The sequence below is a fragment of the Staphylococcus sp. GDY8P67P genome, from assembly GCF_017892545.1.
Lineage (GTDB): Bacteria > Bacillota > Bacilli > Staphylococcales > Staphylococcaceae > Staphylococcus > Staphylococcus ureilyticus.
In genome coordinates, this window is the sequence record NZ_JAESLH010000013.1 from 22526 (window position 1) to 38611 (window position 16086).

General features: G+C 31.5%; 17 protein-coding genes. All 17 read right to left on the minus strand.

Annotation, left to right across the window (positions count from 1 at the left end; translation table 11 throughout):
* Positions 1–45: 45 nt before the first annotated feature.
* Positions 46–240, minus strand: coding sequence for a hypothetical protein (locus KA833_RS05855; RefSeq protein WP_015585962.1), 195 nt, complete (start codon positions 238–240; stop codon positions 46–48).
* Complete coding sequence (locus KA833_RS05860) at positions 237–395, minus strand: hypothetical protein (protein WP_015585961.1); 159 nt, start codon at positions 393–395, stop codon at positions 237–239. Before KA833_RS05860 ends, KA833_RS05855 begins: the two co-directional genes overlap by 4 nt.
* Before the next feature lie 44 nt (positions 396–439).
* The gene (locus tag KA833_RS05865) at positions 440–637 is read right to left on the minus strand and encodes a hypothetical protein (protein WP_015585960.1); all 198 of its coding nucleotides are present in this window, start codon (positions 635–637) and stop codon (positions 440–442) included.
* A gap of 165 nt (positions 638–802) precedes the next feature.
* Positions 803–1180, minus strand: a complete 378-nt coding sequence (locus KA833_RS05870) for a hypothetical protein (RefSeq protein ID WP_032495644.1) — start codon at positions 1178–1180, stop codon at positions 803–805.
* A 33-nt stretch (positions 1181–1213) separates the two neighbouring features.
* Entirely contained in the window at positions 1214–1435 is a 222-nt protein-coding gene (locus KA833_RS05875; protein ID WP_015585958.1) for a hypothetical protein, read from the minus strand.
* Between the two features lies 1 nt (position 1436).
* Complete coding sequence (locus KA833_RS05880) at positions 1437–2216, minus strand: ParA family protein (protein ID WP_015585957.1); 780 nt, start codon at positions 2214–2216, stop codon at positions 1437–1439.
* Between the two features lie 214 nt (positions 2217–2430).
* Positions 2431–3036, minus strand: a complete 606-nt coding sequence (locus KA833_RS05885; protein WP_015585956.1) for a hypothetical protein — start codon at positions 3034–3036, stop codon at positions 2431–2433.
* 17 nt (positions 3037–3053) lie between these two features.
* Positions 3054–4136 (minus strand): CHAP domain-containing protein, encoded by a 1083-nt coding sequence (locus KA833_RS05890; RefSeq protein ID WP_015585955.1) that lies wholly within the window; start codon positions 4134–4136, stop codon positions 3054–3056.
* Positions 4123–4653: a hypothetical protein gene (locus tag KA833_RS05895; protein WP_015585954.1), complete on the minus strand. Its 531-nt coding sequence runs from the start codon at positions 4651–4653 to the stop codon at positions 4123–4125. Before KA833_RS05895 ends, KA833_RS05890 begins: the two co-directional genes overlap by 14 nt.
* A gap of 11 nt (positions 4654–4664) precedes the next feature.
* Positions 4665–6746, minus strand: a complete 2082-nt coding sequence (locus tag KA833_RS05900) for a CD3337/EF1877 family mobilome membrane protein (protein ID WP_015585953.1) — start codon at positions 6744–6746, stop codon at positions 4665–4667.
* Between the two features lie 13 nt (positions 6747–6759).
* Positions 6760–7356, minus strand: a complete 597-nt coding sequence (locus KA833_RS05905) for a hypothetical protein (RefSeq protein ID WP_001632652.1) — start codon at positions 7354–7356, stop codon at positions 6760–6762.
* Entirely contained in the window at positions 7356–9941 is a 2586-nt protein-coding gene (locus KA833_RS05910) for an ATP-binding protein (protein ID WP_015585952.1), read from the minus strand. Before KA833_RS05910 ends, KA833_RS05905 begins: the two co-directional genes overlap by 1 nt.
* Positions 9942–9944: 3 nt before the next feature.
* Positions 9945–10403 carry a hypothetical protein gene (locus KA833_RS05915; RefSeq protein WP_015585951.1) on the minus strand — a complete coding sequence of 153 codons (459 nt, stop codon included), beginning with the start codon at positions 10401–10403 and terminating at the stop codon, positions 9945–9947.
* A gap of 15 nt (positions 10404–10418) precedes the next feature.
* A complete protein-coding gene (locus tag KA833_RS05920) occupies positions 10419–10715 on the minus strand; it encodes a hypothetical protein (RefSeq protein WP_015585950.1) in 297 nt (98 codons plus the stop codon).
* A gap of 14 nt (positions 10716–10729) precedes the next feature.
* On the minus strand, positions 10730–11905 hold the full coding sequence (locus KA833_RS05925; protein WP_015585949.1) for a conjugal transfer protein: 1176 nt from the start codon (positions 11903–11905) through the stop codon (positions 10730–10732).
* Between the two features lie 24 nt (positions 11906–11929).
* Positions 11930–12790: a replication-relaxation family protein gene (locus tag KA833_RS05930; protein WP_015585947.1), complete on the minus strand. Its 861-nt coding sequence runs from the start codon at positions 12788–12790 to the stop codon at positions 11930–11932.
* Between the two features lie 53 nt (positions 12791–12843).
* Positions 12844–15588, minus strand: coding sequence for an ATP-binding protein (locus KA833_RS05935; protein WP_015585948.1), 2745 nt, complete (start codon positions 15586–15588; stop codon positions 12844–12846).
* Between the last annotated feature and the right edge of the window lie 498 nt (positions 15589–16086).

A 16086-nucleotide genomic window follows, 5' to 3' on the forward strand; every position in this document is an offset into this window, starting at 1 on the left:
CTAGTATCGCTTTTTTTATGCCTTCATAGTCGGAGTAAACAAACATCATATAATAATCACTTTTTTATAATCGCTTTTTTCTTTTATCATAGCTTTCGCTTCATCAATAGAATATCTTTCGTTGATATATCCTATAAACCTACCATTTTCAATAACTTGTACAACAGGATCAGCCCAAAAGTCATAAATTACATTTAATACATACACATTATTTCTAGTTTTAAATTCATCAATAATCATTGTGCTTCCTCCATTTCTTCATCAAGTTGCTTCAGTCTACACAAATTAAATTTGTCTTGAAGTTCTTCTATTGTCTTATCTCTTAAATTCTCCCTACTTTCTAAAGGATCCATTAATAATAACCATTCAATATACATTGCTTTATCATGGTTCATATTTAGCACCTCATTTATATTAAAGCCCCTTAGCGGGGCTTTTTTTAAAGTTTGTTTTGTATATACTTTGGAATTTTATTTGTCGCTGTTAGGCCAATTCCTTTTTTATAATCAATGATCTTATAGCCTGAATTAACTTTAAATATTTCATGTCTACCATTCGTTATTTTTATAAAGTTATGACCTTCTTTGAAAACTTGTTCTACATCAATATTTTTAAATTCTTCTTTAGTTACAAACATCTGTAACACTCCTTTTTTGTGGGTTGCTATATCTTTTATTTATAGCGTTTGATTTGTTTCGTCCTCCTTTCAATTATTATATTATCACTTAATTTACACTTTGACAAGTATTTATTTGCTAAAGCGTAAATATTTTTTAAAAAATTAAAGGCCTTAGATAGACCTTTAAGCTGTAGCTTGTATCAGACCATCATATCTAGCCTTAGAAATATAAAAATAAGTTTCAGCTAATACGCGTTCAAACAAATCATTTAGATCATGTTCATTATACAAAGGGGCGTTAATTTCAACTTTTTCATCTTCAAAGTCCTTAACAATTTTTACTTGATAACTATTTAAATTTAATGAGTTGTCTTGAAATACCAATTCAGTTTTTCCATTTTCTATATATATACATTCAACCTTATCAACTGTGTAATAAGTTTCAATAATATTTTTAACTTGCTGATCGTGTTTTCTATTTATTTTTTCAACCCTTTTATCATTTAACTTAAATAGAATAACCATAACAGCAACTATAGATATAAAAATAACGAATGGCATTACAAACACCCCCCTTATAATTAATATATAAAATTAAAGATCATGTTTTTCTTTCAATAATTCCATTGCTTCAGAAACTATGTCTACTAAATTTGCGCCTGTTTTCGCTTTAACTTGATAAGCAATTGACCAGTCTTCATTATACATTTTAACCGATTTTGTAGGTCTTACTTCCTTCTTTTTCGCTATCATATCATCAAATACTTGTTCTTCTTTATATTCATCTTTTACTGCTTCATTATTAAAATCTGCCATATTATTCACTCTCCAACTTTTCTAATATTTCATTTTTTACATCAATGTACATCTGCATTGTCTTTTTATCATGGGCTTTATGTTCTGTTACGCCATGCTCTCCCCAGGTAACTACTCGATCACTTGAACGTATATAATTTTTAAATACATCTTCGCCAAACAATTCATTTATCTTATTGATAATACTTCTGTTAGTTGATCCACGTTGATTTACTAAGTACGGTAATAAACCTAAAAATTTTAAACTTGGTTTTTTATTCTGTTGAATATTACCTAAATAGCTGTAATACTTCTTCGCTGAAGTAAAACTATCTTCTTCAGTTTTTGATGTTATTAGAACGTAATCAGAAGCGCATACAGCGTTATTAGACAAAATACCTGTTGAAGGTCGTGTATCTATGATTATGTAGTCATAATCGTCTTTTATTGGCTTTAAAAGTGAATTTAATAAAAAGTATTCTGCTTTTTCATCAAATTTCTTTATTACGTATTTATCAAACTTTTCTAATGACCAATCGCCCTTTAATATATCCAGGTTGTCCGTTACTTTTTCAATACAATCTTCTAAGTTTAAATTTTTAATACCTTCCATGAATGAAGGTTCTTTTTTAAACTTTTTTTGATAAGTCCTTTGAACTTTTTCTGTTAAGTTACTTTGTGGGTCAGTGTCTACAGCTAAAACTTTATTACCTTCTTTAGCAAGTAAGTACGTAAGTATTTCTGTAAGTGTGGACTTTCCTACCCCACCTTTAAAACAGCCAATTGTTATTACTTTCGTCATATTATCTAACCTCTTTTCTATCCCTTATTACCTTTTTTTGTGGGATTATTTACAATAATAATAACAGATATTTTTCTACTTGTCTACTTTTCCACTTGACTACTTATGTCTTTTTCTACTTTTACATTATTCTACTTTACTACTTATGTCTTTTTGTCTAAGTGGTTAAGTAGAATAATAGGTATAAAGAAAAGCGCTATATAGCGCTTTTCATTCAATCTTTAACATTTTTTGTATTGCTTTCTAAAGTAAATCTTTCAAAGTCATCAATTAACCATTTACCATTTTTTCTAACAAAATGAATTTTTCCTGATGTTTTTTTATCAGTCGTATCTTCTTCGTCTATCACTTTTTCATCAAACGTAACAAATACATCATAGCTGTCTTTTTGTGGTCTGTATTCTTCTATAAATGTCTTAACATTACTTATTTTAACTGTTAAAAACGCATTATATTTATCCCTTGAATTATCAAATAATTCTTTTTGGTATTTGTCGTCTAATATTGAAGAAAGTTCCTTCTTTTTACCACTGAAGCTTTCCTTCTCCTTCATAGTAAATAGTTTATTAACAAATTTTTTAGCATTATCCCTGATCTGTTCTTCTTCTTTTGATACAACTTCTTTGTCTTGGCGCGCTATCAAATCACTTTGTGCTTTATTTGTATCTTCTAACTTTCCAATTTTGGTTTCATTCTCTTTATTTTGGCTGTTAGCTTTATTAAGTTCGTCATCATAATATCGAACTATAAAGACTAATATACCGATTATCACAATTGCCGTTATACCTATAATCAAGGTACTTTTCGGAATGTTCTTCATGCCTTAACCTCCCATTTTTAATAAATGAAGCTATAGCCTTCAGTCATTTTCACTTCTCTTTGAGTTATTTTATATGGTCCACCTTCAGCGTTCATTTCAGTTACAACAAATGTATTTTTGTCTTTAACATCTATAACGATACCAACGTGACCCGTAACATTAGAATGTCCGCCTGCGCCTTGTTCAGCTATCCAGGCCGCGCCTTTTTTAGGTGTTTTACCTACCTTATAACCTTCAGCTTCAGCTCGTTCATTCCATTTGTGGGCGTCATGCCAAAATGTTGATATAGGTTTGCCCATTTTTTGACGTATACCGTACGCATACCATGTACATTGGCCTGCGTCATATAAGTTATTTTTACCAGGGTTTGAGTTTGAGAATGAAGGTATTTTACCTTTATACTCTTTACCTACATCTCCTTTATCTTTTTTACAACTATCGTCACTTTTACTAGCTTTGCCGTCTATACCCTTCATAATTTTTTTAATTGTCGGCTTCCAGTTTGAATTTAAATCTGTAGGGTCGTTACTTGCGCCTATAGGTGCATATTTCGGTTGAATTTTATCAACTGTTTTTAATCCTTTACTAAAATATAGGTCATATAGGTTTTTAGCGGCGGCGTCTATACCTTCTTCAATACTATCAAACTTAAATAAGTCGCCTGATCCCATCATACCTGCAACATTATTATGAGTTTTAACTGCTTCTGATTTACCATAACCCGTTTCATGTGCCACTATAGCCATAAATATTTTAGGATCTATTTTATGCTTTTTAGCACTTTTAACCATATAATCAGCTTTACCTTCTAATCCTCCGCCTTTAGCATTTTCATTAAAAGATTTGATACCTTTATCACTTACAGAACCACCACTTACAGCGCAACCGTCACTACTGCCACCCGTTTGAGTTTCGTCTAATTCATCATCAAATGGCGCTAGCAACATCATAGACATTAAAGATACAGCAATGAATATTAAACCTAGTAAAGCTAATGCACCATATATATATAACTTTATTTTTTTCTTCTTTAATTCTAATGCTAGGTTAGTAAGCTTTTTTAAATTACCACCGTCATTTTTTTGATTAATTTTCTTCATCTGCGTCACTCATTTCATAAGAAGCAACATGATAAAATTCTGCGCCATCATAAATTATGTGATATTCATATCTATAATTCGTTGTACCTTCAGGGATAATTTGGTTTTCTATATCTTCATTAAAATATATTGTTGCCGTATATTGTATAGTATCTAATTCATCTAATAATTCAGGATCAGCTTCTATTTCATCTAAGATGTCCGTTTCTTCTTCATCGGTAAACAATTTAATAATAGTTACTTCTTCTATGTTTTCTTCTAGGTCTTCAGCTTCATTTTTTGATAACTTCCCTAGCATGGTCTTACCTATCTTACTGCCCCATAATTCAGGTTGTCCTATCCACTTATAACCTTCTACAACAAACACAAATACTATGAGTAAAGATAATACCGCTCTAAGCGGAGAAGGTGGCAATAACAGCACAATGCCAAACGCCAATACACAAATCGCAACAAACAATATACGCTTTTTGTAAGGCGTTAAATAGTTAAGTATATCTTGTATAATCTCTTTCATTATTTAACACCTCACTTTTTATTTCTCTTTATAGCGTCTATTCTATTTTCTGTTTCACGACTTGCTGATTTTTCTTGGGTGTCTTGTACTGGTTTTGGTTTTTTTCTGATGACTGGTTTATTTTGTGGTTTATTTGTCTGTATTTGTTCATTAACTCTTGAACTATCGTTGCCACCTTCATTTTTGTTTAATCTATCTTTAGAACTGCTATCGTTCCTAGATTGTTTAGTGTTTGAACCTTCTGTTTTTTTATCTGGTACTGCCTGCGGTTTTTTCTTAATTGTTCCGCCGTCTTTTCTATTAACTGATGGTTTACTTCCTGAACCTTCATCAACGGTATCATTTCCACTTCGTGATTTAGGTTTAGTATTGTAATTATTATTTGGATCTTGATTGCCTGGGCTATCATTGCGGTTTTGTTTTTGTTTAGGTTTTTTCTTGATTTTTTGATCTTCTTTTTTCTTAATATTGCTATTAGGTTTCTTACTCTGTTCTTGCTCGCTGGCTTTAGGTTTCTTGCTTATAGTGCCACCATCTTTTTTATTCACACCATTTGAAGTAGTGTTATGGTCGTTAGCTTTCTTCTTAGATATATGTTCAGTTGGTTTTTTCCTAACGTTCGTATCATTACCACCATATACTGGTTGATTGCCTTGACCGTTATTTTGTTTATTTTCTTCACGCTTTTTACGGGCGCGCGCTCGTTGTTCACTGATGTTTTGTTGTTTAATAGAACTCATTACTTTTTGATAATCATTTTTTATCAATTTACCTTGCATAAACAACATGCCTAAACAAATTAAACTTAATGATATGGCTGTTACAATGTAATTCCAATTTTTTTCTTCTGAAATTTGATAAGTTACATTAATTAATGTAAACATAAGCACCAGTAAGAATACATACACGATAGACATTAGTAAGTGGCCACCTGTACGCTTGGCTGTACCTTTTAAATAGCCAACAAATGACGGTATAATTGCAATGATTAAAACACCAACCATAACAACCGCGCCTACTACAAAGCCTAATTCATAAAATTGTTTAGCAACCGCGAACAATATCGCGCTTATACCAATAATAAATGATGGTATATAGACAAAAACAGCTACTACAATTCGGCTAGTTGTGTAATTGTTACTTACTGACATATTCTTTTTATTGTCTTTTATTATGTCATTTCTTTTATCAGACTTAGGTTTATGGTCTAATATCCCATTTATCAACTTTTTGCCATCTTCAACCTTATTATCTTCGCCAGCTTTACCTCCGCCAATTTCATTTACATTAGTTGTACCAAATTCCAATTGTAACCACGGCTTCACAATCAAAATTTCATGTAATGTATTTTTCATTGTGGCCAAACCTTCTTTATTTGATACATCATTTTCGGAAGCTTCAGCTTGATCTGATTGATTTTCTCCAGTCACACTTGTACTTGTATTCAATATAGTGTTACTCACATATTGGCTAAAATCTGAAGTACCTTGTATGATTGGCTTTGCGTTTGAAACATAGATACTGAAAAGGGCTGTAAATACAATGGCTAACATAACGCCTGTTGCCCCTTTTCTCAACTCTCCTTTACTAATCGTTGCAATCAACCATACAACTACACCAATAAAAGCCCATGTTATAAATTTACCTAATCCTGATGATCCGCCTATAGCTGAAATTACATCTGCTAACTCGCTAACTATAGAACCTAATATAGTAAATTCAAAAGCTTCACTTACCAGGAATATGAATACTGAAGCAAATATTTTATATGTTGACCATATACCATTTAAAATTTCGTACTTTGAATTTTCAGTGAAGTTATAAGCTTTTTCACTTAACCCGATAACGTCATACCAGGGTTTATCGTCTTTTTCTTCTAATACATAATCCATTGAATAGTTGTCTAAATTATGTTCTTTGTAACCGACAATATTTGATTTAACTTCAGGCAAATCATCATCTTGGTTACTTGGAAACATGCCTGAAATTGGATCTTTTTCTTTCGCAAAGGCTTCATTAACTCCTACTAAGCAAACACTTAATACCATTAGAACAGCAAGGAACCACAAAAAGCCTTTTGTTTTATCCTTCATTTATAGTTCCTCCCTACTCTAATTTTTTCAAGTCCTTCTTAGGAATACCTTTACTTTCAACTAACTTGCTATCTTCTGAAATCTTACTCATTAATTTTTCTGACAAACCATGTTTACGTTCATTAATCTGCATAATAGCTTTACCTTCTGTATTTCCATTAACTCTTTTATATTGTCCTTCTCCCATTACCAATAAATTCAGTTGTCTATATTTACCGTCTAATGCTGGTTCTCCAGGATCTAATAAAATATCTTTTACATTTGGTTTAAATACAATCGTAAATACTTTTTGCTTTTCTTTATATGGCGTTTCAAATATTGCATATTTTAACGGTTCATCTTTAGCATTTTCTAAATCTTCTTCATCTACAAATGTGTAAATCTGTTCATAGTATTCTTGCATTTCTTCTTTGTCATCTGATACATCATTTTCATCTTTTGAAATTCCGTACATATCTGTTAATTTTGAATACTGGCCATTAGCCATATATTTAGTAAACTTAATAGCTTCTTCAGTATAGTCATCTTTTTTGGGCTTTGAACTATCTTTACTACTACAAGCCGATAAAACAACGATTGCTATTAGTAATAAGTATGTTAATTTTTTCATTATACTTGCACCTCTTGTTTTGTGTCTTCTCGTTTTTCAAGTTGATTACTTGTATCAAACGCGTCTACTAAATGCTCTTGTAATACTCTTACATCAAGAATACCGACGCGATCATTCAAGTCTTTATAAACACATACGCCTGTTTCAAGTTCAGGCATAATCGCTTGTAAGTCTGTACTATCATCAAATCTAAAGAATTGCTGAAGTTTATTAATTTCATCTGTATTACTTTCTAAATATGCAAATAGCTGTCCGATTTGTGACTGCATGTCTTCAGGTATATCACTAAGCCTTTGTGTCATGATATGAATTGAAGCCCCTTTAGAACGACCTTCACGGAATAAACTTTGAAAGGCTGAACGACCTTGTGAGTTTTTGAAGTATTTCCAGGCTTCATCAAGTCCGATAACTGTTAGATCATTAGGGAACATGTTAATAAACTGTCTTTGATAAGCCGTTAAAGCGTATAAAATACTGTCACTTACAATATTCGCTTTTGAATAGTCTTTAGGGTCTATATCAGCGTCTGCAAGTTCTAAATTCTCTACTTGTAATACGTTTAATTGACTGTTAATATCTAAAACTTCTGTATCATCAATTCTTTCTCCAAATATAAGCGTACTTAATGAATGTGTAGTATATACATTAATTCTGTTTACAAGACGCTTACAAAGTTCTTTTTCATCTTCTGTTAATGTAATGTCTTTTTTCTCGCCTGTACTCATAGATGTTAGTTCTTCTGTAACCTGATTAATTTTAGGTTCATCTCTATTGGCTACATATTCCAAAGCCCTATTAATCATTGTTGCCTGATCTATTGTTGCTTCATTTCTAATAGAAATTGATAGTAAGTTATGAAGTATCTGTTCTGATACACCTACAGCGTCTGATACGTCTGTAAAGATATAGAACGGATCAAGTTTACCTGCGTCTTTAGGTTTAGCTGACAAAGTAATGAAGTTTAATTGTGTACCTAATTCATCTAATTTCTTATGCCATTCACACTTATTCATTCGTTCTTGTTTAGGGTCTACTATTAAAACTTTTGCGCCCCATATTGCATATTCATAGAATAAAAGGTTTGCCCCGAATGACTTCCCACCGCCTGTTTTACCTGTATGACAAATGGCCAATGATTGGTTTTTAGCTTGTCCTGTAGACGCGAAACCTGGCATGTGAAATACTGGCGTACCGTAATTTGTAGCAATTTGACCTACGTAAAAACCGTAAGGGTCGCCTAACTCGTGACGGTTTCCAAAAAATGAACTTGTCATCATGTTTATATCGCAATCTTTCACAAACTCTTTTACATATCTTCTACTGCCTGGCATACATTCAAGCAAACTTCTTAACTGTAAACCTCTTGTATTCTGAACAATATACTGATGATTTGACATTGTTTCTTTGAGTTCATCTAATTTACTATTTAATGCCTTTTGAGTTTCGGCTGCAACTACGAATATAGCTGACATTAAGAAGCTGGCTTCTCTATTTTTTTCAATATTTGCGATTAAGTCATCAGCTATGTCTATGCCGTCATAAACGTTTGAACTTGCACTATCTCCGTAATCTGCCAAATGTTCTACTTGGTCTTCTAAGTTAGCTTTTTTAGATCTAAGTTTCATTAATCTTCTATCTGAACTTTGATAAGTTAATTTTAATGAAACACCTACGCCAAACTGTAGGTTTCTAAGTATTTCAAGCCAACGTGTATCAGGGAAGTGCGTTTCAACTGGTACTTTTGCTAGTTGTAAAAATGAAATATAAGTATCTCTTTCTTTGCCTAACGCGTCATTTTGGTGTAATACAAGATGTTTTCTACTGCTAGGGTTTGAATATGATACTGTAGATAAATCTTCTACATGGCCACGATCTCTAATTTTAGCGATTAATCTATCGCCATTGTAAACGGGTGTTAAACGTTCAAACCAATTATCATTTAAAAACGGTTCTCTTACGTTTAAATTATTAGGCCATGTTATAAGCTTTGCCATTTCTACGGGTTCAATTTCTCTAAATGTAAACGGTAAGTTATTTAGCGTATTACTCAAATGATCCATTTTGTTATATGCTGTTTTAACTTTATTAGTTGTTAATAATACGTCTTTACCTGTAATCGCTTTAGTAATAAGGTTGATTAACTTTTCTTTCGTTTCTGTGTATATCTCGCCCCAAGTAACATCTTCATTAGTAAAGTTGACCATTGTACTTTTTCCTAATTCAAAGCCCATATAATAGCGAACTTTATTTTCTGATGAACCTAATTCATTTGAATTTTTTAAATGGTCAAAAATAGCGTCTTCATGTTGTTCTAATACTGGTATCAAACGCCCTCTACTGTATGAGATATGTTGGTTTTTAATTTCATCTAAGTCCTGACGTTCTGGAATAATTAAACAGTGAACTTCTTTTTTTACCTCTTTAAATACACGTTTCAACTGTCTAAATTTAATTAACAGTTCGTTTTCTGTATCAAAGTTACTGTGAAACCCTTCAAACTCAAACCATGCTTGCATACGGCCATCTTTAGTAAAGATGATGTTTTCTACAACTGCTTCTATATCAAAATCTAGTCTTTTAGCCATAGGTTATTTATCCTCCTTGTTTATGCGGAAATCTGAAAAAGTACGCGCTACAACTTTTTTTCTCAACTTATATGATTTCTTGTTATCTAATTCTTCACGTCCTACATAATCAGACGTTTCATTAAATTTTGTAGCCATATATACTTTTGCATATTTCACAACATTCATATTTTCGATACTTTTTTGACCTATGAAAAAACCAAATACAGCGGGAAAACCTATATGAATGAAAAAGACAATTGCATATCTACCGTATTTCGGTAAAAAGTCTAATAATCCATTTGTTATAGGTAAGAAAAATAAACCAGGTAAAATAATCGTGAAAATAACGATTATTTGACTAACTGTCAAAGAAAAAGGCAGTGAAAAGCCTTGCTCTCCACCGCCTAAACCACGTATTAAGTTTGGTATTTCATCTAATTGTGATGAACAGTAACCAATGATTTTTTTCATGTTACTCATGCTATGCACTCCTTATTAGAAGCCAAAGAATTGCGCTATACTTTCGCCTAAGTTTTGTAAATTTTGCGGATCTCTAACAACTAACGCGCCGATAACACCTAAGATAATCAATGCACCTAGTGCCATTCTGAATTTCTTAGATAATGCTAAAACTACAATGATAATTGCAGCGACTGCCCAATAAATAATATTTAAAACTAATGTGAAGTTTCTTTCTCCTTCACGCGCGTTATTTACTAAATCTCCACCTGCTTGTCCTAATGTGAAAGAACTAAAGTCTATTGAAGCAATTGACGTCATTAAATCTAACATTTTAAACACTCCTATTATTTTTTAGTATATTGAGGTTCACTTACTTTAATTACATTATACTTATTGTCATCAAGCTTTTTAAGCTTAATTTCAAATTTGTTTCGACTTGTTAAGCCACTATCTTTTTCTTCCATTTGAACCGTTGTAATTGCTTTAAGTTCATCTTGTTTGTTTTCTTGATACACTTTCACTTCTTCAACGTTTTTAATTTCAACATTGTTATTCAATAATTGTGTATCAGATTTATTATAGAAATATGTTTGCGCTGTATCTCTATCATCTGAAGCGTAAACTTTCATAAAGCTTGTAATGTAATCTTTAACATCAGGATAATTTGTTGTAACATCTCTACCATTATCAGTATCTAGCGTCATTTGAACATCTGCATTTGATTTTTGTTCATATGGTAAAGGTAAAGTGACTAACTTATAACCTTTATCGTCGCCATATACTTTAATGTATCTGTTGAATTTAACATCTTCGTGTTTATCTTCTTGTACTGTTTTTGTTTCTTCTTTATCCTTCTTGCCTTTTTTGCCTTTAACTTTCTTCTTAACAGTTTTTTCTTCAACTGTCTTTTTATCTAGCGTAACTGTAAAATATATTTTCGCTTGGTTTTTATCTGCACTTTCAACATCATTGATTTTAACGTCCTTAACTGAAATACTGCCATCTATATTTTCAGGCTTAAAGCTATTATCATCTAATGTTGAACTGTCTACATAATCGCTTAAATTATCTAACCATTTATCGCGGTCTTGCCCTTTATCATAACTGTAATATTTTTGTATGAAATCTTTCGCGTATTCCTGGGCGCCTACTTGTGTAGCTGGATTGCCTTTGTTAGTAGTATCAATTTGTGAGGCTAATTTCTGATATTGTTCTTGTGCGTCACTTGCTTTTCTATTAGCATTACCTGCATTTATCCAACTAACAACTACTAAAAACAAAGCTATGATTATGACCGTTTTAACAACGTTATAACCTTTAGGACGTTTCAATTTAGCTTTACTTAAAATTTTGTCGTCCTTACCTCTGTTTTTTAACGCCTTTTTTAACTTATTACGCTTAAACAAACGATCTGCTGACTTCTTCTTTTTTCTAAAATCTTCTGTCGTTTCTTCATTTTGTGCGGGCTTTGATTTTTGTTTTTTAACCTTTTTATCGGACTGTTTGCCCCACTTTCTCATAAGCTAACTCCTTTCTAAATGATGTTAAAGTGTTCTAAATTCATCAAAGTCTACACCTGGTTTGAAATAATTATATATTGCACCGTAAGGGTTAGTCATTATGTCATCAAGCTTGGCTATCATTACATCAAAACTATTTTGACCTTTAAAAGCGTCTTCAAAATCTACCGTTTTGAAATCACGTTTCAATTTACGATAATTTTCATCTTCATTACTCACAAATAACAAACGCCATTCATCTACAAATTCTTCAAAACCTGCATGAATATGAAATCTTTTCATAGTGTTATTTGACTGATTAAAAAAGTCTTTATATCTCACTAACTTATCATAAGTAAACTTTCTAGCTTTTTTAGATCTTTCAACTTCTAACATAATGCCTATAACGTAACCATCTTGTCTTTCTAATAAAATTGCACCATCAGGACGAATAACATCTTCACGGCCGTCATTATATTGAAAAGTAGTTCTTTGCTCGTTTGCATATTCTAGTAAGTCAACGGCGGGTATTTTATGTCTTTCATATGATAATACAACATCATTAACGGCTAACTGGTGCATATACCACATTGGAAGCTTTTTCTCATATACTGATTTGAAATGCGTATAACCTTGCATACTTTCTAAAAACATACTACCTGTTTTAGTTAAACAATATATTGAGTTTGGGCGCTTAGCTTGTAATGTTGCTTGTGCTTTAAATTTAGTAATATAGCCGTCTTCTTCTAATTTGGTTAATCTATTCCAAACCGATTTTTCTGATTTCATTGAACCATCATCATTTAAATATATTGCGGTGCGTATTTGCTCGATAGTCAAATATATATGAGCTTCTAAGAAGCTAAATAATTTGAAGTCTTTTTCATTTAATGTTGTATATGACATGCCTTTCTCCTCCAATTTTTTGAGGAGAGAACGTTCCATTTTGTTAATTTTAATCAGTCCCCCTTATCTGTGAAGCCACTTAAAAAGGAACCTACATTTTTTGATTGCTCTGTTTCCTGTGAAACTTGATTGTCTTCATTCGGTTTAGTTCGTTCCTCTTGATTGACTTCGTCTTTTGATGTTTTCAAGACGACTTTAGATTTATTTAATTTAAGTTTTTTTGTTTTAGGTTTAATTTCTTGTTTTTGTTCTTTTGGCTTACGTTTAATCTCTTCTGGAACAATCGGTTTACGTTTAATAACATCAGCTTTAAATTCTTCTTGTTGCTTACCTTGATAAGTGTATTCTTCATCTTCAAAAAATGCTCTTACCATTTTAGGTATCTCTTTATAATACATACCGTTGTTAGCGCTTAACTCTACAGCCTTTTTCATAGTCCATTCGTCTGCAATTTTAGGTTCATACTGATCTTTATAATCAGCAACTTTCCCATCTTCCATAACACGGTCAATAGGTTTCACTTTAACTTGTGTTTTAACATTAACTGTTTCGCCTTCAATAACATCTTGTGTTCTCAATGCACAAACATTGTCGGGCAACTGTTTAAAATAACTTTCAGTGTAATGTTGTTCTTTTTTGTCGCTACTTTTGAAGATTTTAGTTGCTAATGCTGAACCACTTTCCCCCTGTCTACAAACAAAGAAATTAGATTGATTATTAACTAATGCTGATCTTAATTCTGAATTTAAATCATCTAAATTTTGTGTAGCAATTCCTAATGAATGGCCGAATTTTCTTTGTTCACTGATGATTTTAGGGAAGATAGAAGCTTGTACTTTATGCGCTTCATCAACAACCGTTAAATGAAGTAAAGAAGTGTCGGCGGGTCTTTGATCTGCAACACGATAATACATATAAGCAATGTATGAACAAAATATTTTAATTTCCTGTTCACTCATTCCTACTAGGTCATAAAATACTATATGCCCTTCGTCCATCCACTTGCGTATTGGTAGGTTAAACTCTTTCTGACAAAACAGATTTCTTAATGTACTGTTCGATTTAAATACATCTAACCTATTCAAAACAGCTTGACCTGACGGACTTTCAATTAAATCAGAAGCTTCATTATCAAAGAAATTAACCACTTCATACATTTCTGTATATGGTCTAATACGGTCAATGATACGTTTTCTAAAAATATCATCATTTTTGTATAACATTCTTATAACGGACATAATCGTATGAGTTTCTTTTGGATCATGAATTAACGCTTTAATTGTGTATCGCAATAGTCTTTCAGCTTGGGTTGCTGTATCAAAGTTTTCGCTGATAATTCTGAAAACATTATCTATCATTTCTTCAGAATTTTCGCCATCTAATTTAGCCAACAAATTACATGCTAACGGGTATTCACTATCTTTAACTTTGATGAAATGTACTTTATCCCAATCTACCTCGTTACCTTCAAAAGTTTCAAAAACACGCAATCTATTAAGTAATAACTTTATTGCGCTTCCTGAAGGGTCTACTAATGAAAACCCTGGCGTCGCTTCTGAACTTTCAACAAAGCTTTTATTGAAGTTATTCAAAATACAATTTAAAAGGTTCGTCTTACCTGAACCCGTTGCGCCTGTAACACAAAATTGTTTTCTTAGTATTTCAGGTAAAATAAATACTTCCCTATCTTTAATTATAGGGTGGTCTAAAGTTCCCAATTTAAGACCCGTTGCTAAAGTGTCTTCACTTAAAGGCGTATTACCTAATTCAATATATGGTGTAAATGGCTTAATTTTATCAATCAAACTATTATCTCGATTAATAACTGGCATATGCACAAAATTAGCTAATTCTCTTGAAGTTAAAACACTTTTACCACGTTTCCATAAATTGTACCAATCCACTACCTTAAACATTGAAGGCCTATATACAAGTTCATTTACAGACTTACATTCATTAAGAATTGTATACATATCTTTTAATAAATGCTGGCCGTCATGTGAGTTAGTCGCCATACTTATTGTTGTATCAAAAGCAACATCACTATACGTAAAACGTTTGTTGGTTTCTTTCCAAATCTCCTTTTCGTAATTATCCCGATCCTTAAATTTTTGCTCTCTAATATCTTCATCAGTCTTTTTTATAGCTTTTCTTAACTTAAAACCGTAATTTCTTCTAAATCTAAATTGTAACCATGTATCAGGTTCCATAATGCTAACTATCTTAGTTAAATTATCATGTTGAAAGTTTTCTATAGGATAACCCTGTTTTAAAGAATTATGTTTTAACTTAGCATAACCAAAATATGATCTTTTAGTAGGAAAATCTAAATGGCTTTCATCTGCTTCATGAAATTCTATGTTTGGATAAACATTGCTAAAATGTTTTCTAACTGAAACCATTAACTCTTTATCCCCTGCTAAGTAAAAACCTAATTTACTATCCTTACTTTTTCCTCGTCTATTTTCTCTATAGATCAAAAAAGTAAACCACGGATCTCCATAAAAAAATCTTTCAAAAATATTTCTTCTAGTTGAATGAATATTTTTTAATAATTTAAAGATTTTATCAGATTTAGGAAAATCTCCTTCATAAGTTAATATTCTATAATATTTCATATTTTTCTGTATTTTAATTATTTTCATAATAAATCGTAATATTATAGAAAATATTATAAATACAATTGCAAGAATTGCACCAGCGATCAGTGACGCTCGCGCTGTGAAATATATGAGTAGTGAGAGGATAAGGATATAGGATATGAATAAGGAGAGTTGTCTAAGAAGTTTAGACGTCATATGTGGATACCTCCCGTTTGTATTTGGTTGTCAAGGTACAGTGGATATGTCGCCCCCGCATTTAACAAATAAAAAACAAAGTCTTCTCCAGTTACGATTAATTAAGATGATTATATTATTCTATGAATAATGTAATCTTATTTAATCTAACAGGAGATAGTCACGAAAAATACGGTGGTTTTATATCCTTAATTACATTTTACCTTAAAAAGACTGTGAATACAACATATTTTTTGTATTTTATGTAATGGGTTATATAGTTCAATATGGTATGGATTATGTTATGAATTAAATTAAACCATAATCTTACTATATTATCTTTAATCCATAATATAATCTAATATATATTCACACCATAATTAAATGAAATATACACCCATAATATATAATTGTTTTTGGGGAGAGATCTCCATTTTGTTAAAAATATTTAGGTATATTTTTTGTTTCTTAGCACCTGCTAATTTTAATTAGTAGGTGTTTTCTATTATTCTACATAAC